The following is a 23,904-nucleotide window of genomic DNA, read 5'->3' as shown; positions in this document are numbered from 1 at the left end:
GGCGCATTAACCCCACTCGCTTTTGCTCCTTATCAGTTTTGGCCGCTGGCCATACTCACCCCCATGTTGCTATTGTTGCTCATTAATCAGCAACCAGCTAAAAAAGCAGCATGGATCGGATACTGCTGGGGCTTAGGTTTTTTTGCTTTTGGCATCAGTTGGGTGCACGTCAGTATTGATACCTTTGGTGGTATGCCCAAAATTGCCAGCCTGTTCCTGATGTCATTACTGGTCGGTTATTTAGCCCTTTATTCTGGGCTTTTCACTGGCTTACTCAACCGTTTTTTCCGCCGTAACACTATCAGCCATTTTTTATTAGCCACCCCTGCGCTTTGGCTAATTACCGATTGGCTTCGAGGCTGGGTAATGACCGGCTTTCCTTGGTTATGGCTTGGTTATAGTCAAATTGATAGCCCGCTTGCCAGTTTCGCACCACTGGGAGGCGTTGAGCTGGTCACCTTCTTCACGCTCCTCTGTTCTAGCGCTCTAGCAATGACGTGGCTTAAGCGCTCTTGGATACTCGTGCTCATTCCTCTGACCATATTGGCGACGGGGTTTGGACTACGCAATTTCGATTGGGTCACTCTCGATCCCAGCACACAAACTCGCGTCGCACTGATTCAAGGTAATATTAAGCAAGCGGAAAAATGGCTTCCCAATCAGCGCTGGCCAACCATTATGGCCTACACCGATCTCAGTCGAGAAAACTGGGACGCAGATATTATCGTATGGCCAGAAGCGGCGATTCCCGCATTTGAATTCGAGATCCCTTCCTATTTGAGTAACTTAGATTCTGCGGCAAAAATGAACGACAGTGCAATTGTCACAGGCGTGCTCAACCAAAGCCCAGAGCGATCCTTTTACAACAGCATTCTGGTACTTGGCACCAACCCTTATGGCGACTACCGTTATAACTCTGACGCTCGCTACCATAAGCATCATTTATTGCCATTTGGTGAGTTTGTGCCATTTGAAGATTGGCTCAGGCCCATCGCACCCTTTTTCAACTTGCCGATGTCTTCATTTAGCCGTGGTGACTATATTCAACCGAATCTGATTGCCAAGGGGAGACACCTAGCCGCGGCACTGTGCTATGAAATCATCTTCAATGAACAAGTCAGAGCGAATGTCACTGATGAAACAGATTTTATCTTAACCCTCTCTAACGATGCGTGGTTTGGGCATTCAAATGGCCCATTGCAACATATGGAGATTGCTCGGATGAGAGCTTTAGAGCTGGGTAAACCGCTCATTCGTTCAACCAACAATGGTGTCACCGCCGTGACGGATCACAAAGGTAAAATAACGCAGCAGATCCCACAATTTGAAACAGCCGTATTGAAAGCAACCATCACGTCGACCAAAGGAGAGACGCCGTATCACGCTGTCGGCACTTGGCCGCTCTACGTCTGGGTGTTACTCAGTTTGATCGTCGGATGGACAAGACGTCACTCACCTCATTCTTAACCTCAAAAAGGCGCATTTCAGCGCCTTTTTGAGGTTTTCTATCAGCAACACTTAAGGTTTTAATGGCTGACGAGTAAAAGCCGTTTGCCCACATTGAATACAAGGCATAATTTCAGTTGGATGATTATACTGGGTTTTATGCCCACAATGGTCACACACTAACATTCCAAGGCCTATCATCTCCCCCGCCTGGTACAAACCTTGTCTTTCTAAATCTTGAAACAATTCCACCCATTCCACTTTTGTTTTATCGGTGATTTCAAAAAGCCCCTGCCAAATTGAATTGGTAATCATCAATGAAAATGGGCTGCTTCTGCTCTCTTCAAAACTATCCGCGAATTCTTTGAGATCCGCTTTTACATAGGCAGAAATAAGCGCTAATTCATCTTTGGTGAGATTATTGGCAGCATCAACAACCTTACCTGATGTTTGCAAAACTTGGGACATTTCATCAGGACTATGTTTGAGCGTTTCAATCACGTCATCCACAATCTCTTCGTAACTTGTTTTACGTTTTGGCATCACCCACCTCCATCAAACCAGATTGGCTATTGTTGTGTACCCCTGCTTTAGGTATTCTATGTCGATCTATTAGACTCTGTTCTAACCGAACTCACAAATTCCAAGATAACCGGATATCATCGATGCAAGAGCAATATAACCCGCAAGATATTGAACAAAAAGTTCAACAGCACTGGGATGACAACAAGACCTTTGTTGTAAGTGAAGACCCAAATAAAGAAAAATTCTACTGTCTTTCTATGTTCCCATACCCAAGTGGCCGACTGCACATGGGTCACGTGCGTAACTATACTATCGGTGATGTAGTCTCTCGTTTTCAACGTCTGCAAGGCAAGAACGTCATGCAACCCATTGGTTGGGACGCATTTGGCCTACCCGCTGAAAATGCGGCTGTAAAAAACAAAACGGCACCAGCGCCTTGGACCTACGAAAACATTCAGTACATGAAAAACCAGTTAAAACTGCTGGGTTTTGGCTACGATTGGAGCCGTGAATTCGCCACTTGCACGCCAGAATATTACCGCTGGGAACAAGAGTTCTTCACGAAGCTGTATCAAAAAGGCTTAGTCTACAAGAAAACCTCTTCCGTTAACTGGTGTCCAAACGACCAAACCGTTCTCGCTAACGAGCAAGTTGAAGATGGCTGCTGCTGGCGTTGTGATACACCAGTAGAACAAAAAGAGATCCCACAATGGTTTATTAAGATCACCGCGTACGCACAAGAACTGTTGGACGATTTAGAGAACTTAGAAGGTTGGCCTGAAATGGTCAAAACCATGCAGCGTAACTGGATTGGTCGCTCAGAAGGCGTAGAGCTCAAGTTTGGTGTCAACGGTCATTCAGATCTCGACGTCTATACCACTCGCCCTGATACCTTGATGGGTGTCACTTATGTGGGCATTGCGGCTGGTCATCCATTAGCGACCATTGCAGCGCAAAATAACCCTGCTTTAGCTTCTTTTATTGACGAATGTAAGAACACTAAAGTTGCAGAAGCTGAACTGGCGACCATGGAAAAGAAAGGCATGGATACAGGCTTAACGGCCATTCATCCTTTAAATGGTCGTGAAGTGCCTATTTATATCGCCAACTTTGTGCTGATGGATTACGGTACAGGCGCGGTGATGGCCGTACCTGCTCATGACCAACGTGATTTTGAGTTCGCCACCAAATATGGCCTAGACATCATTCCAGTCATCAAACCAGAAGATGGCTCTGAAGTCGATGTGTCTAGCGCTGCGTACACTGAAAAAGGAGTCCTGTTTGGTTCTGGCGAATTTGATGGTTTAGCCTTCCAAGCAGCATTTGATGCTATTGCAGCCAAGCTGGAGGCTGAAGGTAAAGGCAAGAAAACCGTTAATTTCCGTCTACGTGACTGGGGGGTTTCTCGCCAACGTTACTGGGGCGCGCCGATTCCTATGGTGACCACTGAAGATGGCCAAGTTCACCCAGTGCCAATTGATCAACTGCCCGTCATTCTACCAGAAGATGTTGTGATGGATGGTGTAACTAGCCCAATCAAAGCCGACAAAGAGTGGGCCAAAACCACCTTTAATGGCGAGCCTGCACTACGTGAAACCGATACCTTCGATACGTTTATGGAGTCGTCTTGGTATTACGCTCGTTACTGTTCACCACAAGCGGACGATATTTTAGACCCAGCGAAGGCAAACTACTGGTTACCAGTAGACCAATACATCGGTGGTATTGAGCATGCTTGTATGCACCTGCTCTACTCACGCTTCTTCCATAAGCTATTGCGTGATGCAGGCTATGTCACTTCAGATGAACCTTTCAAGCAACTACTTTGCCAAGGCATGGTATTGGCAGATGCGTTCTACCACACGAACGAGAAAGGCACCAAAGAGTGGGTAGCGCCAACTGACGTAAAAGTGGAACGCGACGGTAAAGGTCGCATCACTCAAGCCGTAGACAACCAAGGCCGCAACGTTGAGCACTCAGGCATGATCAAAATGTCTAAGTCGAAAAACAACGGTATCGACCCGCAAGAGATGGTTGATAAGTATGGCGCAGATACGGTTCGTCTATTCATGATGTTTGCCTCTCCGGCTGACATGACGCTTGAATGGCAAGAGTCTGGTGTAGAAGGTGCTAACCGCTTCCTAAAACGCGTCTGGAAACTGGTTGCAGAACATAGCGCTAAAGGTGTGGCTGAAGCGGTAGATAGCGCCTCTCTTACTGGTGAACAAAAAGCGCTGCGTCGTGATGTGCATAAAACCATCGCCAAAGTGACTGACGATATTGCACGCCGCCAGACGTTCAATACCGCCATTGCTGCGATTATGGAGTTGATGAATAAACTCACTAAAGCGTCACAAGAATCCGTGCAAGATCGGGCCATTCTCGACGAGGCTTTAAAAGCGGTTGTCAGCATGCTTTACCCAATCACTCCTCATATCAGCTTTGAACTGTGGAATGCACTGGGTGAGAGTGATGTAGATAATACCGTGTGGCCGACCTACGACGAATCCGCCCTAGTGGAAGATGAAAAACTGATCGTCCTACAAGTTAACGGAAAACTTCGTGGTAAGCTGACCGTAGCCGCTGATGCAAGTAAAGATCAGGTTGAAGCACTCGGTTTAGCAGACGAAAACGTCATGAAATTTACGGATGGCTTAACCGTTCGTAAAGTTATCTATGTACCAGGTAAGTTACTGAACATCGTTGCGAACTAATATCGCAGCCTAATGTCGTAATAACTGGTTTATCAACAGGGTAGCTCGCTGCCCTGTTGATTTATCTTAGCGTTCTTACCCACAGAGCTATAGAGCGCTAAGATAAGTCACCTAAATATATGAGAACTTAACCCCAATGCGCCAAATTTCGTCTTACTCTCTGAAATTATCGTTAATTGTTATTATGAGCAGCCTACTCTCAGCTTGCGGCTTTCATCTTCGTGGCGATTACTCCGTTCCTGAAGAACTCAATCGAGTCTCTGTCACCAGCTACGACCAATACAGTACCTTCACTCGTATGGTAAAAAATCAATTACGAATGAGTGACATTGAGATTGTTTCCCCCTCAGAGACGGTGCCAAACATCTATCTAATAAACGAGAGTGTTGGTGAACGGACGCTTTCGCTTTATCAAAATACTCGTGCTGCTGAATTGGAATTGACGTTCAACGCCTCCTATAGCGTCACCCTACCTGAAGTGGGGATAAAAACGTTTTCAACCAGTGTGACTCGTAGCTATCTTGATAACCCATTAACCGCTCTCGCCAAATCGGTAGAGCGAGACATGATTGAAGATGAGATGCGTAAACTAGCTGCAACTCAAATTCTACGCCAAATGGCACGTCTAAAAGCCGATATTGCAGCGAATGAACATCAACTTGAACAACAAGAAAATGAACAGCAGCAAACAGACCAGCAGGCCTATGAGATAAACACCGTGGAAAGTGAACCGTCACAATTCACGGCTCCTGCGACAAACTAAAGGCGAGTAATGAGAATATTTGCTGACAAGCTGGCCGATCACTTAAACAAGCCCTTGATGGGGCTTTACTTACTGTTTGGCAACGAACCGCTATTGCTGCAAGAATCACGCGTGGCGATAGAGAAAAAAGCATTAGAACAAGGATTTGAAGAACGCCATCGTTTCAGTGCCGATGCCCATTTAAACTGGGATCAAGTCTATGACTGCTGCCAAGCTTTAAGTTTATTTTCCAGCAAAAAAATCATTGAAATTGAATTACCTGAAACGGGTGCAAATGCAGCAACAGCAAAAGAGCTCGTCGCCCTAGGTCAATCGCTTCATCCTGACGTACTACTTGTGATCATCGGTGAGAAATTGACCAAAGCACAAGAAAGCACTAAATGGTTTAAGACACTCTCAAGCCTAGGATGTTGGGTGAGTTGCTTAACCCCGGACATCAGCAAACTGCCACAATTTGTCATGATGCGCTGCCGCGCATTGGGGCTAAAACCTGATCAAGAAGCAGTGCAGATGCTGGCGCAATGGCATGAAGGCAATCTGTTCGCACTATCTCAAAGCTTAGAAAAACTCGCGCTACTCTATCCAGATGGCTTACTGACGCTGATCCGCTTAGAAGAGTCATTAAGCCGACATAACCACTTCACTGTCTTTCACTGGGTCGATGCGCTGCTCGAAGGGCAAGCGAATCGGTCACAACGTATTTTACGCCAGCTCATTACTGAAGGCACTGAGCCTGTGATTCTGATACGTAGCCTACAAAAAGAGCTGCTACTGCTGCTGCAAATGCATCAAGATTTAACCCAGATGCCGATTGGCTCAATCTTTGATAAGTACCGAATTTGGCAATCCAAGCGACCTTGGTACGCGGCAAGCTTAAAAAGACTATCGAGAGATAAACTCAAACAGCTGATTGCATTACTCACCCAAGCCGAAAGAGTAACTAAAACTCAGTATGAAACCTCAACTTGGCCAATATTGCAGCAAATCAGTGTTGAATTTTGCTTGCCACAGTCCGTTGTATCAAAGTTGGCTTGAAGGCGTGTTATACTCCGCGACATTTTGTCAGTAACCAGACCAATTTTTAAAGGAGATGACGCTTGCAACACCACGAATTGAAAGACTTTCTTGCCGATAAAGCCGACGATATGAAAGCCATTGATATCAAAACCTTAGATGTTAAGGGAAAATCTAGCATCACCGATTACATGATCATTTGCACAGGCACATCAAAACGACATGTAGCCTCGATTGCCGAACATGTCGCAACTGAAGTCAAAAAAGTGGGCATGGAACCACTGGGTATGGATGGCGAAAGTGAAGGTGAATGGGTCGTGCTAGACATGGGCAGCAGCATGTTGCATGTTATGCAAGAAGAGCACCGTGATCTGTACCAGCTTGAAAAACTTTGGAGTTAAGTTTTGAAAATTCAGTTGATTGCCGTTGGTACCAAAATGCCGAAATGGGTAGAAGAAGGCTTTCAAGAGTACCGCCGACGTTTTCCACACGATATGCCGCTTGAATTAGTGGAGATACAAGCGGGCAAACGTGGCAAAAATGCGGATATTGCAAGAATTTTGCAAAAAGAAGGCGAAGCTATGCTCGCGGCCGTGCCAAAAAGCAATCGAATTGTTACTCTCGATATTCCAGGTAAGCGTTGGGATACCGAACAACTGGCGGAACAACTTGAAAGTTGGAAGCTCGATGCCCGTGATGTATCAATTTTAATTGGTGGCCCTGAAGGGCTTTCTCCTGCATGCAAAGCCGCCGCAGAGCAGAGCTGGTCGCTTTCGCCGTTGACACTTCCTCACCCTTTGGTTCGAGTGGTCATGGCAGAGAGTTTGTACCGCGCTTGGAGTATTACGGCTAATCACCCTTATCACCGAGAATAACTATTCATGTTACGTAAGCGTAGCCAAATTCGTGACTACCAATCAGAAGCTCGGCTGTTTCGCAACCGAGCAATTGTCTCTTTTATTGCGATCATCATGCTGGTGGGCGTTCTGCTTACCAATTTGTACCATATTCAAATTAACCAATATCAAGATTACAAAACGCGATCCAACGATAACCGAATCAAAATCGTCCCGATTGCGCCTAATCGAGGGTTAATTTATGACCGCAATGGTGTGCTACTAGCGGAAAACCGCCCAGTATTCAACTTAGAGATCACACCTGAGCAAGTGCGCGATATGGATGATACGATCACGCGCTTACAGCAATACCTGACCATCTCACCAGAAAAAATTGCCACCTTTGAAAAAGAGCGTCGTCAGACACGCCGGTTTAATTCAGTGCCGCTTTTGACACAGTTAACACCGGAAGAAGTGGCTATTTTTTCGGTCAATCAGCACAAGTTTCCCGGTGTATCAGTAAGCGCAAGCTTAAAGCGCTACTACCCCTATGGTGAAGCTCTCACTCATGTTATCGGTTATGTATCCAGAATCAATGACCGAGATATGGAACGTCTAGAACGCGAAGAGCGCTCAGCCAATTACCAAGCCACTCGTGATATTGGCAAACTGGGGATTGAACGCTTTTATGAGGATGTGCTGCACGGCACGGCTGGCTACCAAGAAGTTGAGGTCAATAGCCGAGGACGCATCATTCGCACCTTAAAATACGTCCCTCCCGTGGCAGGGAAAGACATTGTATTAAGCTTGGACATTGATCTGCAGCTTTATGTGCACAAGTTGTTGGATGGCCGTCGAGGTTCAATTGTAGTGCTCGATCCAAAAGATAACGGTGTCCTTACCATGGCATCAAGTCCAAGCTACGATCCAAACCCATTCGTACATGGTATTTCTAGCGCCGCCTACAACGAACTTCTCAATGACCCAGACCGCCCGTTAGTCAATCGAGCGACACTTGGTATTTACCCTCCCGGCTCAACGATTAAACCTTTTATTGCCGTCGCTGCACTTCAAGAAGGGGTTATAACCCCAACAACAACACGTAATGATCCTGGTTATTGGGTGATACCAAACTCCAAAACGCGGCCCTTCCGAGACTGGTTGCGCTGGGGGCATGGTCGAGTGGACATTAATAAGGCGCTCGAAGAGTCTGTCGATACTTTCTTTTACCAAATCGCCTACGACTTGGGTATTGATCGTCTCTCTAGTTGGATGATGAAATTTGGCTTTGGTGACTATACAGGTTTAGACATTTATGAAGAAGGCAAAGCGAACATGCCAACGCGTGAATGGAAAATGGCACGTCACCGAACCCCTTGGTATCAAGGTGATACGATTCCGGTCGGCATTGGCCAAGGGTATTGGACATCAACACCGATGCAAATTGCCAAAGCGACTTCCGTGCTGGTTAATCACGGCAAAGTGATTGCGCCGCATTTATTGCGTTCGACGCTCAAAAATGGTGAAGAGTTTAGCAGGCAAGAGCTTTCAGAATTAGAAACTTCGCCACCGATCGAAGGGGTGCCGAAACGCTATTGGGACATCGCAATCAATGGCATGCGTCTTGTAAACCACGGTAAAAAAGGAACCGCACGGCGCTCATTTACCAATATGAAATATGTCAGCGCTGGAAAATCTGGAACTGCGCAAGTGTTTGGCTTGGCAGAAAACCAAGTGTATAAGGCCGATGAATTAGCCGAACACCTTCGTGACCATGCCCTATTCACAGGCTTTGCGCCTGTAGATGACCCGCAGCTTATTGTCACTCTGGTACTCGAAAACGCAGGGGGAGGTTCTGGCAATGGTGGACCCGTTGTTAGGAAAATATTTGACCGCGCCATTCTAGGTAAAGAGGCTGAAAAATAATGGAACTGGATCCTTCAACAGGACAAAATCGAGCGCTTTTTGAGCGCTTGCACATCGACTTGCCATTACTGCTGGGTATTTTGTTATTGATGGGGTTTGGACTGGTCGTGATGTACAGCGCCAGCGGTCAGAGCTTAACTATGATGGATCGCCAAGCCATGCGCATGTTACTGGCTCTCGGTGTGATGATCTTTCTTGCTCAAATTTCCCCAAGAACTTATGAGTCTCTTGCACCCTTTATGTTTTTCTGTGGCGTACTGTTGTTGCTCGGCGTGCTGTTTTTTGGCGAATCGTCCAAGGGAGCTCAGCGCTGGTTAAATTTAGGCTTTGTTCGTTTTCAGCCCTCAGAATTGCTTAAACTCGCAGTGCCTCTCATGGTCGCTCGCTACATAGGGAAACGTTCTCTTCCACCCACCTTTAAAACCCTAGTCGTTTCGCTGTTAATGGTGTTTATCCCTACCGTGCTAATCGCGAAGCAGCCCGATCTTGGCACTTCAATATTGATTGCAGCCTCCGGTATTTTTGTCATTTTCTTATCTGGAATAAGCTGGCGAATCATTTTTTCTGCCGCCGTGGCTTTGGGTGGCTTCATACCTGTGCTTTGGTTCTTTCTGATGCGTGAATATCAAAAAACCCGAGTCAGAACACTTTTCAATCCGGAATCCGATCCACTCGGTGCAGGTTATCATATCATTCAGAGTAAAATAGCCATTGGGTCTGGAGGGTTGTCAGGAAAAGGATGGCTACACGGCACACAGTCGCAACTTGAATTCTTACCTGAGCGGCACACCGACTTCATTTTTGCCGTCATTGCTGAAGAGTGGGGCATGATTGGCATCTTGTGTTTACTCGCTATTTATCTTTTTATCATCGGACGTGGTCTATACCTCGCGAGCAACGCACAAACGGCTTTCGGCCGAATGATGGCAGGAAGTATTGTACTCAGCTTCTTTGTTTACGTTTTTGTAAATATAGGTATGGTCAGTGGTATTTTACCCGTGGTTGGTGTTCCCTTGGCTCTCATCAGCTATGGTGGCACATCCATGGTCACTCTCATGGCTGGCTTTGGCATACTGATGTCTATCCACACTCACCGAAAAGCATTTTCTAAGGCAACCTAAGCATGAGAAACTCCCTATTTATCTTTATATTAACGAGTCTATTTCTCATCGGTTGTAGCTCTTCAGGCCGCTATTCAATAACAGACGACGTGGCCCCTAACACGCCACTCTCGGTTGAGCATATTGAAGATGCACATCCGCAATACGAACCCTATAGTTTGGGCGGCAACAAGAATTACACTTTGAGAGGCATAAACTACACCATTGTCAAAGAGGCCAAAGGATTTACAGAGAAAGGCCAAGCCTCGTGGTATGGAAAAAAGTTTCATGGACATCTGACATCCAACGGTGAAATCTACGACATGTATTCGATGACGGCCGCCCATAAAACGTTGCCGTTACCCAGCTACGTTAAAGTAACGAATTTAGATAACAAAAAAACTGCGATCGTTCGGGTAAACGATCGCGGTCCCTTTCATGAGGGACGAATTATTGATTTAAGTTACGCTGCCGCTTACAAATTGGGTGTCGTTCAAACCGGGACTGCGAATGTGGCTATCGAAGTCATCACCATCGATAAACCCATCACGACGTCACCACAGAAAAAGAAGGCTCAATATCTCATCCAAGTTGCCTCTGCAAAATCAGAGCAAAGAATACGAACTTTATCCGAACAATTGAGTCAAACATTGACGGTTGAAAGCTTTGTAGACAGTGTGAATGGCAGTCATCGCGTATTTTTAGGGCCATTTAATGACGATGCCCTGACTCAACAAACGCTAGAAAAAGTTAAATTGCTCGGTTACGAGACCGCCTTCATCAAAGCGCAACCCGTCACTCAGTGACTTATCAAATCCAGTGATCTTGATTCAAGCTCTGGTTTGATAGGTCGTTTCTGTTAAGATATGGACAGTTAATAAGATAATTTGCATTCCTCATGAAAAAACACACATTCTTAAAACCGATTCTAGCGTCTTCTATTGCGCTTTCTGCAACCTTTACTAGCTCAGTATTTTCTGCGCCTATCGTGATACCTGATGCTCCTCAAATTGCCGCTAAAGGCTATGTGTTGATGGACTACCATTCAGGTAAAGTGCTGGCAGAAAAAGAGATGAACACCAAACTTTCACCTGCAAGTTTGACGAAAATGATGACCAGCTACGTGATTGGCCAAGAACTTAAACGTGGCAATATCTCTCCACAAGATAAAGTGGTGGTCAGTAAAAATGCGTGGGCTAAAAACTTCCCTGACTCGTCTAAAATGTTTATTGAAGTCGGCACTACAGTTACCGTAGAAGAACTGAACAAAGGTATCATCATTCAGTCTGGTAATGACGCTTGCGTGGCGATGGCTGAACACATTGCTGGCTCAGAAGACGCTTTTGTTGACCTAATGAATGCGTGGGCAAGTTCACTAAAAATGAGCAATACGCACTTTGCTAACGTACACGGTCTAGATAACCCAAATCTCTATTCAACTCCATATGACATGGCGCTACTAGGTCAAGCGTTGATTCGTGATGTACCAAACGAGTACCGTATTTATTCAGAGCAGAAATATACCTATAACGGGATTACCCAGTACAACCGAAATGGTTTGCTGTGGGATAAAAGTATGAACGTAGATGGTATTAAAACCGGTCATACGAGTAATGCTGGGTACAGTTTAGTTAGCTCTGCAACGGAAGGGAAAATGCGCCTCGTTGCTGTGGTTATGGGAACCAAAGATGAAAATGCTCGTAAATCAGAAAGCAAAAAACTTCTGAGCTATGGCTTTAGATTCTTCGAAACCGTTGCGCCACACAAAGCAGGTGAAACATTCGTCGAAGAAAAAATCTGGATGGGTGACAAAGATAAAGTGGCGCTTGGTGTCAATGAAGATACTTACGTTACACTCCCTCGCGGTCAAGCGAAGGATCTCAGCGCAAGCTTTGTTCTTGAAAAAGAGCTCAGAGCGCCAATAAGCCAAGGTGATGTGGTCGGTAAGCTTTACTACCAGCTTGATGGCAAAGACGTGGCTGAATACCCTCTTTTGGCATTAGAAAATGTTGATGAAGGCAGCATATTTAGCCGTCTTTGGGACTACATTATATTGCTTTTCAAAGGGTTATTCTGATATCCCTTGTAGAAGATAAAACAAAGCCGCCTTACCGCGGCTTTGTGATTATTGAGTTCCATCAACATTCGCTGTAGTATTCGCCACCGCTAATCGAATTATCAACGGGAGTTTCCATTATGCTGACTATCAACTCTGATGCAAAACTCAAAGACTTACTCGAGTTTCCTTGTTCATTTACCTACAAGGTGATGGGCCACGCAAAGCCCGAACTTCCAGAGAAGGTTCTTGAAGTTATCCAACGTCACGCTCCAGGTGATTACAGCCCACGAGTTAAACCCAGTGCAAAAGGGACTTATCACTCCTTATCGATTAACATTACCGCCACCTCTATCGAGCAAGTTGAAATACTGTACAAAGAGCTAGGCGAGATCGATATCGTACGTATGGTTCTGTAGCCCAAAAACCGTGATTGAGATGCCTAGCCTCTCATTTTTTGATTTATTCAATTTTTTTTGAAAGCAGCTTAGGCTGCTTTTTTAATATAAATCATATAGCTAGCATATACCCCATCACACTAAGGACAAATTTATCGTCCTCATTAGTAGTCCATTCGCTGGAAGAAGTTTATAATCCAAAAACTTTATTTATACGGTAGATGAGTCACGCTGATGTTAAATTCGCTTGTTGTAAAACGTCTGGGTCGCCAAGAATACCTTCCTGTATGGGAAGCTATGCATGAATTTACCGATACAAGAACCGAAAGCACACCGGATCAGATTTGGCTTGTCGAACATCAACCAGTTTTTACCCAAGGCCAAGCAGGTAAAGCTGAGCATCTTCTCAATACTGGCGATATTCCAGTGGTACAAAGTGACCGAGGCGGCCAAGTTACCTACCATGGTCCAGGCCAACTAGTGGCTTATTTCTTGATCGATTTACGCCGCAAAAAATTAGGTGTAAGAGAGTTAGTGACCAAAATTGAACAGATCGTGATCAATACCTTGCAAGCATACCGTATTGACTCAGCCGCAAGACCAGATGCCCCTGGTGTCTATGTCAAAGGGAAAAAAATCTGCTCTCTTGGGTTACGGATCCGTAAAGGTTGTTCGTTTCATGGTTTAGCGCTAAACGTCAACATGGATCTCTCCCCTTTCCTACGCATTAACCCTTGTGGTTATCAGGGTTTAGAAATGGCCCAAGTCAGTGAACTGGGCGGCCCGACAGAACTACAAACCGTAGAAAAACAACTTATAATAGAACTCGTTAACATATTGGCTTACGAGCAAGTAGAATTCAGCACAGAAGCACCTCTTCAAAGGTAAAAAGCATGAGCAAACCGATCCAAATGGAAAAAGGCGTTAAATACCGCGACGCTGATAAAATGGCATTAATTCCTGTAAAAAATATGCCAGCCGCCGAACAAAAAGAAGTTTTGCGTAAGCCCGAGTGGATGAAAATTAAGCTGCCGAGTGATAGCCAACGCATCCAAGAGATCAAATCGGCAATGCGTAAAAATAATCTCCATTCGGTGTGTGAAGAAGCGTCTTGCCCTAACCTAGCAGAATGCTTTAACCACGGAACCGCCACCTTTATGATTTTAGGCGCCATCTGCACAAGACGGTGCCCATTTTGTGACGTTGCTCATGGACGGCCAAATGCCCCAGAGACAAACGAACCACAAAAACTGGCGCAAACCATTAAGGATATGAAGTTGAAATACGTGGTTATCACCTCAGTTGACCGTGATGACCTACGTGATGGTGGTGCCCAACATTTTGCCGACTGTAACCGTGAAATTCGAGCATTAAACCCAGAGATCCGTATCGAAACGTTAGTACCGGATTTTCGTGGCCGAATGGATATCGCCCTTGAACTACTGAAAGATAACCCACCGGATGTGTTTAACCACAACTTAGAAACTGCACCACGCCTATATCGTAAGGCGCGTCCTGGGGCAAACTATAAATGGTCACTGGAACTGTTGAAGAAATTCAAGCAACAACATCCAAGTATCCCTACCAAATCAGGCATCATGATGGGGCTTGGTGAAACAAAAGAAGAGATCGTGGAAGTATTGAAAGATCTTCGAGCTCACGACGTCACAATGCTTACTCTTGGTCAATATTTAGCACCGAGTCGCCATCACCTGCCAGTTGAACGCTACGTTCCACCGTCTGAATTTGACGAACTTAAAGAGATCGCACTAGAGCTTGGATTTACTCACGCCGCCTGTGGCCCGTTCGTACGTTCCTCCTATCATGCGGATATGCAAGCCAAAGGGCTAGAAGTGAAATAACCACACAGCACAAGTTCAATCAAGCCGATGTTCACTCATCGGTTTTTGAGACTCTGCTCGGTTAATGATTGAAGCTTGAATATTGATTCTATGTTCTATAGGCTAACGACATAGAAAATAGATAACAAAGCTAGGGATTTATTAATATGAAAACGATCAGTACATTAGCACTTGTTACAGCCACTTTAATGGCCGGTTGTGCGTCTAATACTCAGCAAGATAACTATCGTGAAGCCTCCTTTGAGCTTTGTAATACTGAAGTCAACATTTACTCTGTGAGTGATGATGGCCGCGTTCGTATTGTCTGCGCTGACGGCTCTAAGTTTGCCTTAAATAGCGAAAAGACACTTGATACTATGCGCAATATTAATATTGAGTATTGTGATGGTGAAGGTTTAGGCAAATTTAACGAGAGCACTAAATATTACTCTTTTCAATGTAAGTCAGGCACATTGCTCAGCATTGCAAAATAGTTCTGCAGAGCACATTCAACAGCGAGAGGCCACTTCTTCTTATTGGCGCTCAATAAAATAAATAATGACCAAATAAAAAAGCTCCTGAATATTAGGAGCTTTTATTTTATTGTGCGTAAAACTACGCGTATACAGGCAAACGCTTACAAATTTCTAACACTTTTGCCTTCGTTGCTTGAATCACAGATTCATCACCCATGTTGTCCAAAATATCACACATCCATCCAGCTAGTGCTTTCGCATCAGCTTCAGTAAAACCACGGCGAGTAATTGATGGAGAACCCACACGGATGCCAGAAGTCACAAATGGGCTACGCGGATCATTCGGTACAGAGTTTTTGTTCACTGTAATGTTAGCCGCACCCAATGCCGCATCAGCATCTTTACCTGTAATATTTTTATCGATCAAATCGACAAGGAACAGGTGATTTTCTGTGGAACCTGAAACAATGTTGTAACCACGAGCCAAAAACTCGGCCACCATCGCTTTCGCATTGGCGACAACGCGTTTTTGATACTCTTTGAACTCTGGTTCTAGAGCTTCTTTGAACGCGACCGCTTTACCTGCGATAACGTGCATTAAAGGACCACCTTGACCACCAGGGAATACGGCTGAGTTAAGCTTCTTATATAAGTCTTCACCTGCATTCGAAAGAATAAGGCCACCACGAGGACCTGCCAGTGTTTTGTGGGTAGTGGTCGTCACTACGTGGGCATGAGGAACTGGGTTAGGGTAAACACCCGCCGCAATCAAACCAGCTACATGCGCCATATCAACAAACAAGTAAGCGCCCACTTTATCAGCAATTTCACGCATTCTTTTCCAGTCGCAAACTTGTGAATAAGCAGAGAAGCCACCGATGATCATTTTTGGCTGATGCTCAACCGCTAATGCTTCCATCTCTTCGTAGTTAATTTGACCTTTTGCATCAATGCCATAAGGAATGATGTTGTACAGCTTACCGGAAAAGTTGACAGGAGAACCGTGAGTCAAATGACCACCGTGTGCCAAGCTCATTCCTAATACGGTATCACCTGCGTTAAGCAACGCCATATAAACCGCGTTGTTTGCTTGTGAGCCAGAATGCGGCTGCACGTTCGCATAGTCTGCGCCAAACAGTTCACACGCACGTTCAATCGCCAGTGTTTCTACTTTATCGACAAACTCACAACCACCGTAATAGCGTTTACCTGGGTAACCTTCAGCGTATTTATTGGTGAGCTGTGAACCTTGCGCTTCCATTACACGTGGACTTGTGTAGTTTTCCGAAGCGATAAGTTCAATGTGTTCTTCCTGACGAAGAGTCTCTTCTTGAATAGCTGCGAACAGGTCCGCATCGTAATCTGCGATGTTCATATCACGCTTAAGCATCTGTATCTCCTGACTCAGATTTTACTGAAAGTTTCAAAAAAACCACACAACGACCAAAAGCAAACGTTTTCGTCACCATAATATGGCGCACATTCTACATAATTTGATCTGGGTCATAAAGAACAAATTACAGAAATTATCATGCAGTTTTTTCATAATGGATAGTGAGGTAACTCATGCTAAACAGTAAGTTGGATAATGATGAGTTAGTATGTCAACCATTCTGCTTTACACCTTGTAAAGCTGCAATTACATAGGTTTACCTCAATTTTCACTCTCTATCTACCGAAAATATTACTTTTTCTTTACTATGCTCGCCATTCTTAGCTATTAAAATTATTTATCGATGCGAACACACACACGTAAAGAAGATTGGGTTGCCATTTTAACGGGAACCTTTTTGGTCGCACAAGGCGTCTTCTTTCTCCAGTCCGCTCATTTACTGACAGGTGGAACCGCTGGTTTAGCACTGCTGATCAGCCAGTTAGTCCCAGCCTCATTTGGTAGCATTTATTTTTTGGCTAACACCCCTTTTTACATTTTGGCTTGGAAACGATTTGGTCATCGCTTTGCCATCAACAGCGCGCTATCCGGCGCATTAGTCTCTATTTTTGCAGACCATCTTTATTTGGTAATTTCTTTGGAAATGGTCAATGAAATTTACTGCGCCATTGCCGGGGGATTATTAATGGGTCTTGGCATGTTAATTCTCTTTCGTCACCGTTCCAGCTTGGGTGGCTTTAATGTCTTGTGTTTGTTTATTCAAGATAAATTTGGGATCCCTGTTGGCAAAAGTCAGTTGGTTATAGATTGCTCAATTTTAGCTGCTTCTGCCTTTTTTGTTTCGTTTTCCATTGCCACACTGTCTGTGCTCGGGGCTGTCTCACTTAACCTTGTGTTAGCAATGAATCATAAACCCACACGATATAGCGTGACTTACCCTTAAGCTGTCGCAATATCCATAAGATTAAGAAGAGATAAAAACACAACCAAATTTAGCCTTAATTCTTACACCGTAAATACCCTCCATTATTTTTATTTAAACATTAGCTAGCTCTTATGTAACGGTCATCTAACAAGGTGACCACATTAAGTTAATGCAGTAATAGCAAGTGATTACATCACCTTATCCGACTCTCCGTACTCCATCTCAAATTGAAAAACCCAAAATACAGTCACCCATTCCATATATCACACATCGCGTCTTATTTTTGATGCACCTGATCAGTTGAAGTCGTCGGAGCTTAATATGAGAATGCACTGCTAAAAAATAATTATTATTCGTTACCTTAATAATTGAGCGGTTAGGAGCTTCTACAATGGGTGAAAGAGGAAGGATCCGTATTTCTAACTATCAAGGTAAATTTTTCTACCGCCTGATAGATTGCTTAGTAATACTGATCACAATGTATATTACACTAAAGTTTCACTCACATATCGTTACGATGTCTTATATATCTGTGGGACTTTTAGGGGTTATTTTTTATTCATTTATTGCTGAAAGCCTTGATATATACAGCGGTTGGCGAACCACAAAACTTAGAGTTTTAACTCTACACACTGCTTTTTGTTGGGCTTCAACTGTTGGCTGCTTAACTTTAGTTGGTTATTTCACAAAAACTGGAAGCGATTTCTCACGTTTAATTTTAGGCTTTTGGTTTGTCGGATCATTTATTTTATTACTGCTTTGGCGCTTCGTCGCATTTACAGTCATTTACTATCTACATAAAAAAGGTTATCACACCACTAAAGCGGTCATTATCGGCATGACACCGCAGGGCCTAGAACTATCGAAAAATCTCATCAATAACCCTGAGTTAGGTATTAAACTGACGGGCTTTTACGATGATAGGGGTGATGAACGTATCGCAAGTGATATTCCAGTGCTCGGTAAAGTTAATGATGCATTAACACTTGCCAAAAACGGTCAAGTAAAAAGTGTGTACATAGCACTACCAATGCAAGCCCAGCATCGGATCAGCAAGATTCTAGAGGCCTTTTCGGATAGCACAGTAAATACCTATATTGTGCCGGACTTTTTCACCTTCAATTTACTGCATTCACGTTGGTATACCATCGGCGATGTTAATGCTTTTAGTATTTTTGACACACCGTTCAATGGGTTAGGTACGTGGCTAAAACGTTTTGAAGATTTAGTCTTAAGTAGTCTTATCCTGATTTTAATCAGTCCTGTCCTCATTGCAGTTGCAGTAGGCGTAAAACTCAGCTCGCCCGGCCCTATTATTTTCAAACAAATGCGTTATGGGCTGGATGGAAAGTCTATCAAAGTATGGAAATTCAGAAGCATGCGTGCCATGGATAATGGAAATAAAGTGACGCAAGCAACAAAAAATGATCCCCGAGTGACTCCTTTTGGTGCGTTTATTCGGAAGACATCACTAGATGAGCTACCACAGTTTATTAATGTGCTACAAGGTCGAATGTCTATTGTCGGCCCTCGCCCTCATGCCGTAGCGCACAACGAAGAGTATCGAACGATAGTTAACCGCTACATGCTGAGACATAAAGTAAAACCAGGAATTACTGGCTGGGCACAAATTAATGGCTGGCGTGGTGAAACCGATACGCTAGATAAAATGGAAAAACGTGTCCAATTTGATTTGGACTATATACACAGATGGTCGTTGTGGTTCGACATCAAAATCGTATTTCTCACCGTATTTAAAGGATTTGTAGGCAAGAATGCTTACTAGAATGGATAAAGCATACTCATATGAAAACAACTAATTTAAATAGAATCGCGTCCTTTGGTTTGGCTTTTTTTGCGTTATCAGCCGTACAAGCAAAACCGCAACCTAACCCAATCATGACTGAGTCAGGGATTGCTATTGTACCGTTTTTAAACTTATCAACGGGTTATAACGACAACTTAGCAAAAGCGTCACAAGATCTCGAACATTCCCAATATTCAGTGTTCGAACCAGGTATCGGTTTAGCAATAGAGCCGACAAGTGGCCAGAAACATCGCGTAGGTTATCGACTACAAAGAGGCGATTTTTTCAGCTCTAGCAAAGATAACTACACTGACCATTTCTTTGATTTAGCCAGTGACTGGGAGCTCAATTCCAAGCATCGAGTTGACTTCAGCTATGCTCTTGCATTAACTCATGAACAGCGTGGTGATAACGATACGACACTCAATTTGTCGTACAACAAATACAACACCAATAACGTCAACCTCGGTTACGGTTTTGGTGGTGAAGACGCCAAAGGTCGAATAGAAACCAACCTTGGTTGGGGCAATTTGGACTATAAAAACAACCAAAATATTACTCAATACCAAAATTGGGATGAATTACGATTCAACAGCTCTCTATACTATAAAGCGCTGCCAAAAACATCGTTGGTTTTCCAAATTATCGTTAATGATAGGCATTATAGTGATATAGCCCCAGGCTCAACTCTCAAAGACAGCACCCATTATATGGGATATGTTGGTACCTCGTGGGACGCAACAGGGAAACTGCAGGGAAATGCCAAGGTCGGTATGCAACATAAAGATTTTGAATCCTCTTCTAGAGAAGATTTCGACTCTTTTTCATGGGATATTGATGTCACTTATCTCATCCGCACATACTCTGCAGTGCAGTTGAAAACAAATCGTAAATCAACCGATACTGACGGTACAGGTGATTCAATCGATACCAAAGTGTATAACGCAAATTGGACACACAATTGGAGTGACATCATCTCTTCTAACGTCGATTATTCTCTATTAAGCGAGAATTACACCAGCACTGCTCGCGACGATGACACCAGTAAGGTAACACTTTCATTAAGCTACGATTTTCGTCGTTGGCTAACATTCAAAGTCGGCTACCAACTTGAATCAAGAGATTCCAGCATCAGTTCGTTAAGCTACGATCAAAATGTTTATTACTTTGCTATTGAAGGTGTGATGTAACTTACGATGAAGTACTTCTTAGTCATTCTATTGAGTTGTCTTTCCTGGTCAACATTGGCCAATGAGAGTTTTTATAAGTTAGGCGTTGGGGATCAAATTCGGATTCAAGTTTATGATGAACCAGAGTTATCTATTGAAACGCGTGTGGGTGACAGTGGTAACATTGATTACCCTTTTTTGGGACGAATTAAACTGAAAGGAAAAACGATTGAGGAAGTAAAAACTGCTATCCACAATGGTTTAATCGATGGGTATCTGGTTAACCCCAATGTTTTTGTCAGCATAGTCGAATATCGTCCCTATTTTATCAACGGACAAGTGAAAATATCCGGGAGTTATCCGTATCATCCGGGGTTAACCGTAAACAAAGCCATTACGATTGCGGGTGGATTCACTGAGCGAGCCTCTAAAACTAAGATCTATATATCATCAAGTGATGCTCCTGAGGCCAAGCCAGTAAAAGTAACATTGCTTCATAAAATTCAGCCTGGTGACATTCTCACCGTAGAAGAAAGCTTTTTTTAGGTAACTTAGTTGTATGGAAAACTCTTTAATTAAAAATCACTTGAACTCAGATGAAGTTATTGATATTCGTCAGTATTTTCATGTTCTTCTCAACTATAAATGGCGTATTCTACTTTTTTCTACAATGGTTACCGCCATCGCCGTATTGATTGCATTATCAATTCCTTCGCAATATACCGCTCGCGCCTCACTGATCATCGAATCGAAGCAAGCAAAAGCTGTTTCGATTGAAGACATCTATGGTTTAGATACCAAAAGCCAAGAATACTATTTGACTCAAATAGAGATCTTGAAATCAGACCGAGTCGCAGAGGAAGTCATTAAACGCCTTAACCTTGCCAGCCACCCAGAATTTGACCCTACTGTAGAAAATAATCAAAAAACTGGGTTTAAATTCGATGTATTGGAATGGTTTCCTGTTCTAAAATCGTTCAAGAAAGAGCCAGCGGAAATATCACAGGAAGACCAAAACTATCGAACTAGCCGATTGGTTCTGGCTAAGTTTAAGCGTGGGCTAGAAGTTAGCCCAATAAGAAAAACTCAACTAGTGAATATTTTCTACACCAGTAAAGACCCTAAATTATCGGCTCAAATTGCCAATGAGATTGGTAACGTCTTTATGGATAGTCATATCGAAGACAAACTTCAAGTTGAACTGAAGGCGAATAGCTGGCTCAACAACCGCATGGGTGATTTGCGCGAACAACTAAAAAAGTCAGAAGCTCAACTACAAACATTTTTAAAATCTGAAGGACTAGTTGATATCCAAGGCGTTGAAAGCCTAGCATCTCAAGAACTTGAAGAACTGACCTCTCAATTGAATAAAACGAGAGACAGACGCGTTGCAGCTGAGACTCTGTATTTGGTCGCTCAAACGTACAGCCGTCAAGATGGTGACCTCTCTGCCCTTGCATCTATCCCAGAGATATCTAACCACCCGACGATACGAGATGTCAAATTGGCTGAAGTGCAAGCTGAAAAGAAAGTCTCGGAACTATCAAAACGTTATGGTGACAAACACCCAAAGCTAAAATCAGCTCAAGCCGAACTAGCCTCTGTTAAACGCAATTTAAATTCCGAACTAAAACAGCTACTAAACGGGATCAACAATGAGTTACAGGCTGCTAAGCAAGCAGAGAGTTCTTTACACAGGGAACTTGAGAAACGCAAATCAGAGTTTCAAAGCCTCTCCGTAAAAAATGCACGATATTCAGAGCTAAAGCGCGAAGTCCAAACAAACCGAGAGCTGTTTGATCTCTTTTTAAGTCGTCAAAAAGAGACCAGTGCATCGAGCGACTTTAATGCTACGATTGCTCGTTTTACCGATTTTGCCAATCCGCCCCTCGCCCCAAGTAAACCGAACCGTAAACTGATTGTATTATTAGCGTTCGTCGCTTCGTTTGGTTTGGCATGTGTTGTTGCTTTCATTGCTGATGCGGTAAACGATACATTCCTTGATGTAAAACAGGTCGAAAAACAGTTATCACTAAGCTTGCTCGGTATTATACCGGCAATTAAAACTCGAGGCCCCCTAACGCTAAAAACCTATTTTAATTCGAAACATCGAGAGCTCACAGAAGCGATTAGAACCGTTCGGACTGGTTATTTACTTGCCAACACCAACAAAGATCATCATGTGGTAATGGTTACTTCTTCACTACCTGAGGAAGGAAAAACAACCTCGAGTATCAATTTGGCTTTTTCACTGGCACAAATGGAAAAAACACTGCTGATTGACTGCGATTTGAGAAAACCGTCGGTTGCACACCGTTTTGGCATCTCTGGTTCACAGCCAGGAATGAGCAACTTGCTCATAGGTACGCATACCATAGAAGAGTGTCTCTATACCGATGAAGAATCAGGGCTTGATGTTTTGGCAGCAGGAGTCGTGACAGACAATCCTCTTGAACTTATCTCCTCGCCTAAGTTTGCCTCACTACTCGAAGAGCTAAAGACACGCTATAGCAGAATTGTGATTGATACACCTCCATGTTTAGCCGTTAGTGATGCATTTATGCTGTCGCAGTACGTGGACTCGACCATACTCGTGATCAATGCTCCACACACACGTACTAAAGTGGCTAGAGATGTGGTCGGACGCTTAACGCAGCAAGGAGCGAGAATTGATGGCGTCATATTGAACAAACTGAACACCAAAAAAGCCTCTAATTATAGCGGTTATCATCAATATCAATCCTATTACGGCCCAGAAAAATAACCATGAAGGTCGCGAATCACCCTTTTTTAGCCCATGCTTTGCGTTTGAGCATTGGGCTAACTGCACTCGTGACTCTCTATTTTGCATTTCATTTTTTGACGGCGTCCATTTACGCTCTAGCAACAGAAAGAAATATCGACTACTGGACAAAGCACAGTGATGGTGTAACTTTAGAGCAAGTGAATGAGACAAAACTCATGATACTAAAGGCCCTACAACACCACAGCGACCATCCTCATTACCACAATTTACTGGGTAAGGTCTATGAGTGGGAAGCCTATTTGGGCGATGATGTATATAAAGAGAGCCGCTTGCTCAATGCAAAAAAGGCCTACTTGGAAAGTGCATTATTGAGACCCACTTGGTCAGACACATGGGCTGATTTATTGGTGATTGAAACTCAGTTGAAAGGGGAAAATATTGATCTCTATTTTGCACAAGCCGACAGATATGGGCCTTTTACACCCAAAGTGAACAACACACTTTTCCAGATTGGCCTTAACCATTGGTCTATTTTTTCAGCGCCGCAGCGAACTATCATTATTGATCACGCCGCAAGAGCATTAGCTCATCCTCAAAGCAGAGGAGAAGCCTACCAATATCTAAAATCAAACGGTCTCTTAAAATTTACCTGTGCAGCTATTATTTATAACCCTCAACGTTATACTGAGAAAAATAGTCTCTGCAAGAGAGCGCTAGAGTGATATCGATGATAAAACATTATTCAATAAACCGGCCTATCGCCTTGTTC

At 43.8% G+C, this 23,904-nt stretch carries 22 protein-coding genes; 20 read left to right on the top strand and 2 right to left on the bottom strand.

Annotation, left to right across the window (positions count from 1 at the left end; genetic code table 11):
• Positions 1 to 1,467, top strand: a 1,467-nt coding sequence (lnt, locus tag AACR75_RS07915; RefSeq protein WP_047689575.1) for an apolipoprotein N-acyltransferase, incomplete at its 5' end; no start/stop codon positions are given.
• A gap of 51 nt (positions 1,468 to 1,518) precedes the next feature.
• Here lnt and AACR75_RS07910 read toward each other — a convergent pair.
• Positions 1,519 to 1,989, bottom strand: a complete 471-nt coding sequence (locus tag AACR75_RS07910; protein ID WP_029388304.1) for a zinc ribbon-containing protein — start codon at positions 1,987 to 1,989, stop codon at positions 1,519 to 1,521.
• A 122-nt stretch (positions 1,990 to 2,111) separates the two neighbouring features.
• Here AACR75_RS07910 and leuS point away from each other — a divergent pair, with 122 nt between their 5' ends.
• From leuS to AACR75_RS07845, 13 genes are all read left to right on the top strand, one after another.
• On the top strand, positions 2,112 to 4,685 hold the full coding sequence (gene leuS / locus AACR75_RS07905) for a leucine--tRNA ligase (protein ID WP_026028474.1): 2,574 nt from the start codon (positions 2,112 to 2,114) through the stop codon (positions 4,683 to 4,685).
• Positions 4,686 to 4,821: 136 nt separating this feature from the next.
• Positions 4,822 to 5,448: an LPS-assembly lipoprotein LptE gene (locus AACR75_RS07900; RefSeq protein WP_017045823.1), complete on the top strand. Its 627-nt coding sequence runs from the start codon at positions 4,822 to 4,824 to the stop codon at positions 5,446 to 5,448.
• A 9-nt stretch (positions 5,449 to 5,457) separates the two neighbouring features.
• A complete protein-coding gene (gene holA, locus AACR75_RS07895; protein WP_013857334.1) occupies positions 5,458 to 6,483 on the top strand; it encodes a DNA polymerase III subunit delta in 1,026 nt (341 codons plus the stop codon).
• A 62-nt stretch (positions 6,484 to 6,545) separates the two neighbouring features.
• Entirely contained in the window at positions 6,546 to 6,863 is a 318-nt protein-coding gene (gene rsfS / locus AACR75_RS07890; RefSeq protein ID WP_013857335.1) for a ribosome silencing factor, read from the top strand.
• 3 nt (positions 6,864 to 6,866) lie between these two features.
• A complete protein-coding gene (rlmH, locus tag AACR75_RS07885; protein ID WP_013857336.1) occupies positions 6,867 to 7,337 on the top strand; it encodes a 23S rRNA (pseudouridine(1915)-N(3))-methyltransferase RlmH in 471 nt (156 codons plus the stop codon).
• 6 nt (positions 7,338 to 7,343) lie between these two features.
• Entirely contained in the window at positions 7,344 to 9,224 is a 1,881-nt protein-coding gene (gene mrdA, locus AACR75_RS07880; protein ID WP_047689572.1) for a penicillin-binding protein 2, read from the top strand.
• Positions 9,224 to 10,345 (top strand): rod shape-determining protein RodA, encoded by a 1,122-nt coding sequence (gene rodA / locus AACR75_RS07875; RefSeq protein ID WP_047689569.1) that lies wholly within the window; start codon positions 9,224 to 9,226, stop codon positions 10,343 to 10,345. Before mrdA ends, rodA begins: the two co-directional genes overlap by 1 nt.
• 2 nt (positions 10,346 to 10,347) lie before the next feature.
• The gene (locus tag AACR75_RS07870) at positions 10,348 to 11,130 is read left to right on the top strand and encodes a septal ring lytic transglycosylase RlpA family protein (protein ID WP_047689567.1); all 783 of its coding nucleotides are present in this window, start codon (positions 10,348 to 10,350) and stop codon (positions 11,128 to 11,130) included.
• A gap of 92 nt (positions 11,131 to 11,222) precedes the next feature.
• Positions 11,223 to 12,401: a serine hydrolase gene (locus AACR75_RS07865; protein WP_017045828.1), complete on the top strand. Its 1,179-nt coding sequence runs from the start codon at positions 11,223 to 11,225 to the stop codon at positions 12,399 to 12,401.
• A gap of 119 nt (positions 12,402 to 12,520) precedes the next feature.
• On the top strand, positions 12,521 to 12,799 hold the full coding sequence (ybeD, locus tag AACR75_RS07860; RefSeq protein ID WP_010317329.1) for a DUF493 family protein YbeD: 279 nt from the start codon (positions 12,521 to 12,523) through the stop codon (positions 12,797 to 12,799).
• Between the two features lie 213 nt (positions 12,800 to 13,012).
• On the top strand, positions 13,013 to 13,666 hold the full coding sequence (gene lipB / locus AACR75_RS07855) for a lipoyl(octanoyl) transferase LipB (RefSeq protein ID WP_013857342.1): 654 nt from the start codon (positions 13,013 to 13,015) through the stop codon (positions 13,664 to 13,666).
• Between the two features lie 5 nt (positions 13,667 to 13,671).
• Positions 13,672 to 14,640, top strand: coding sequence for a lipoyl synthase (gene lipA / locus AACR75_RS07850; protein WP_013857343.1), 969 nt, complete (start codon positions 13,672 to 13,674; stop codon positions 14,638 to 14,640).
• Between the two features lie 146 nt (positions 14,641 to 14,786).
• Positions 14,787 to 15,113, top strand: a complete 327-nt coding sequence (locus AACR75_RS07845) for a hypothetical protein (protein WP_013857344.1) — start codon at positions 14,787 to 14,789, stop codon at positions 15,111 to 15,113.
• A 121-nt stretch (positions 15,114 to 15,234) separates the two neighbouring features.
• Here AACR75_RS07845 and glyA read toward each other — a convergent pair whose 3' ends face one another.
• Complete coding sequence (gene glyA / locus AACR75_RS07840; protein WP_013857345.1) at positions 15,235 to 16,485, bottom strand: serine hydroxymethyltransferase; 1,251 nt, start codon at positions 16,483 to 16,485, stop codon at positions 15,235 to 15,237.
• Positions 16,486 to 16,831: 346 nt separating this feature from the next.
• Between glyA and AACR75_RS07835 the strand changes: the two genes are divergently transcribed.
• From AACR75_RS07835 to AACR75_RS07810, 6 genes are all read left to right on the top strand, one after another.
• Positions 16,832 to 17,431: a YitT family protein gene (locus AACR75_RS07835; RefSeq protein ID WP_013857347.1), complete on the top strand. Its 600-nt coding sequence runs from the start codon at positions 16,832 to 16,834 to the stop codon at positions 17,429 to 17,431.
• 373 nt (positions 17,432 to 17,804) lie between these two features.
• Positions 17,805 to 19,199, top strand: a complete 1,395-nt coding sequence (gene vpsL / locus AACR75_RS07830; protein ID WP_017045831.1) for an exopolysaccharide biosynthesis glycosyltransferase VpsL — start codon at positions 17,805 to 17,807, stop codon at positions 19,197 to 19,199.
• A 20-nt stretch (positions 19,200 to 19,219) separates the two neighbouring features.
• Positions 19,220 to 20,410, top strand: coding sequence for an outer membrane beta-barrel protein (locus AACR75_RS07825; protein WP_047689565.1), 1,191 nt, complete (start codon positions 19,220 to 19,222; stop codon positions 20,408 to 20,410).
• 6 nt (positions 20,411 to 20,416) lie between these two features.
• On the top strand, positions 20,417 to 20,935 hold the full coding sequence (gene vpsN, locus AACR75_RS07820; protein ID WP_017045832.1) for an exopolysaccharide export protein VpsN: 519 nt from the start codon (positions 20,417 to 20,419) through the stop codon (positions 20,933 to 20,935).
• Between the two features lie 13 nt (positions 20,936 to 20,948).
• A complete protein-coding gene (vpsO, locus tag AACR75_RS07815) occupies positions 20,949 to 23,153 on the top strand; it encodes an exopolysaccharide regulatory tyrosine autokinase VpsO (RefSeq protein WP_047689563.1) in 2,205 nt (734 codons plus the stop codon).
• Positions 23,154 to 23,155: 2 nt separating this feature from the next.
• On the top strand, positions 23,156 to 23,857 hold the full coding sequence (locus tag AACR75_RS07810) for a VpsP family polysaccharide biosynthesis protein (RefSeq protein WP_017049478.1): 702 nt from the start codon (positions 23,156 to 23,158) through the stop codon (positions 23,855 to 23,857).
• The last annotated feature ends 47 nt before the right edge of the window (positions 23,858 to 23,904 follow it).

The sequence above is a fragment of the Vibrio sp. ZOR0018 genome (assembly GCF_963865925.1).
Classification (GTDB): Bacteria; Pseudomonadota; Gammaproteobacteria; order Enterobacterales; family Vibrionaceae; genus Vibrio; species Vibrio anguillarum.
The sequence above is the reverse complement of the archived record's forward strand: the minus strand, read 5'-3'. Positions and strand labels throughout refer to the sequence as shown.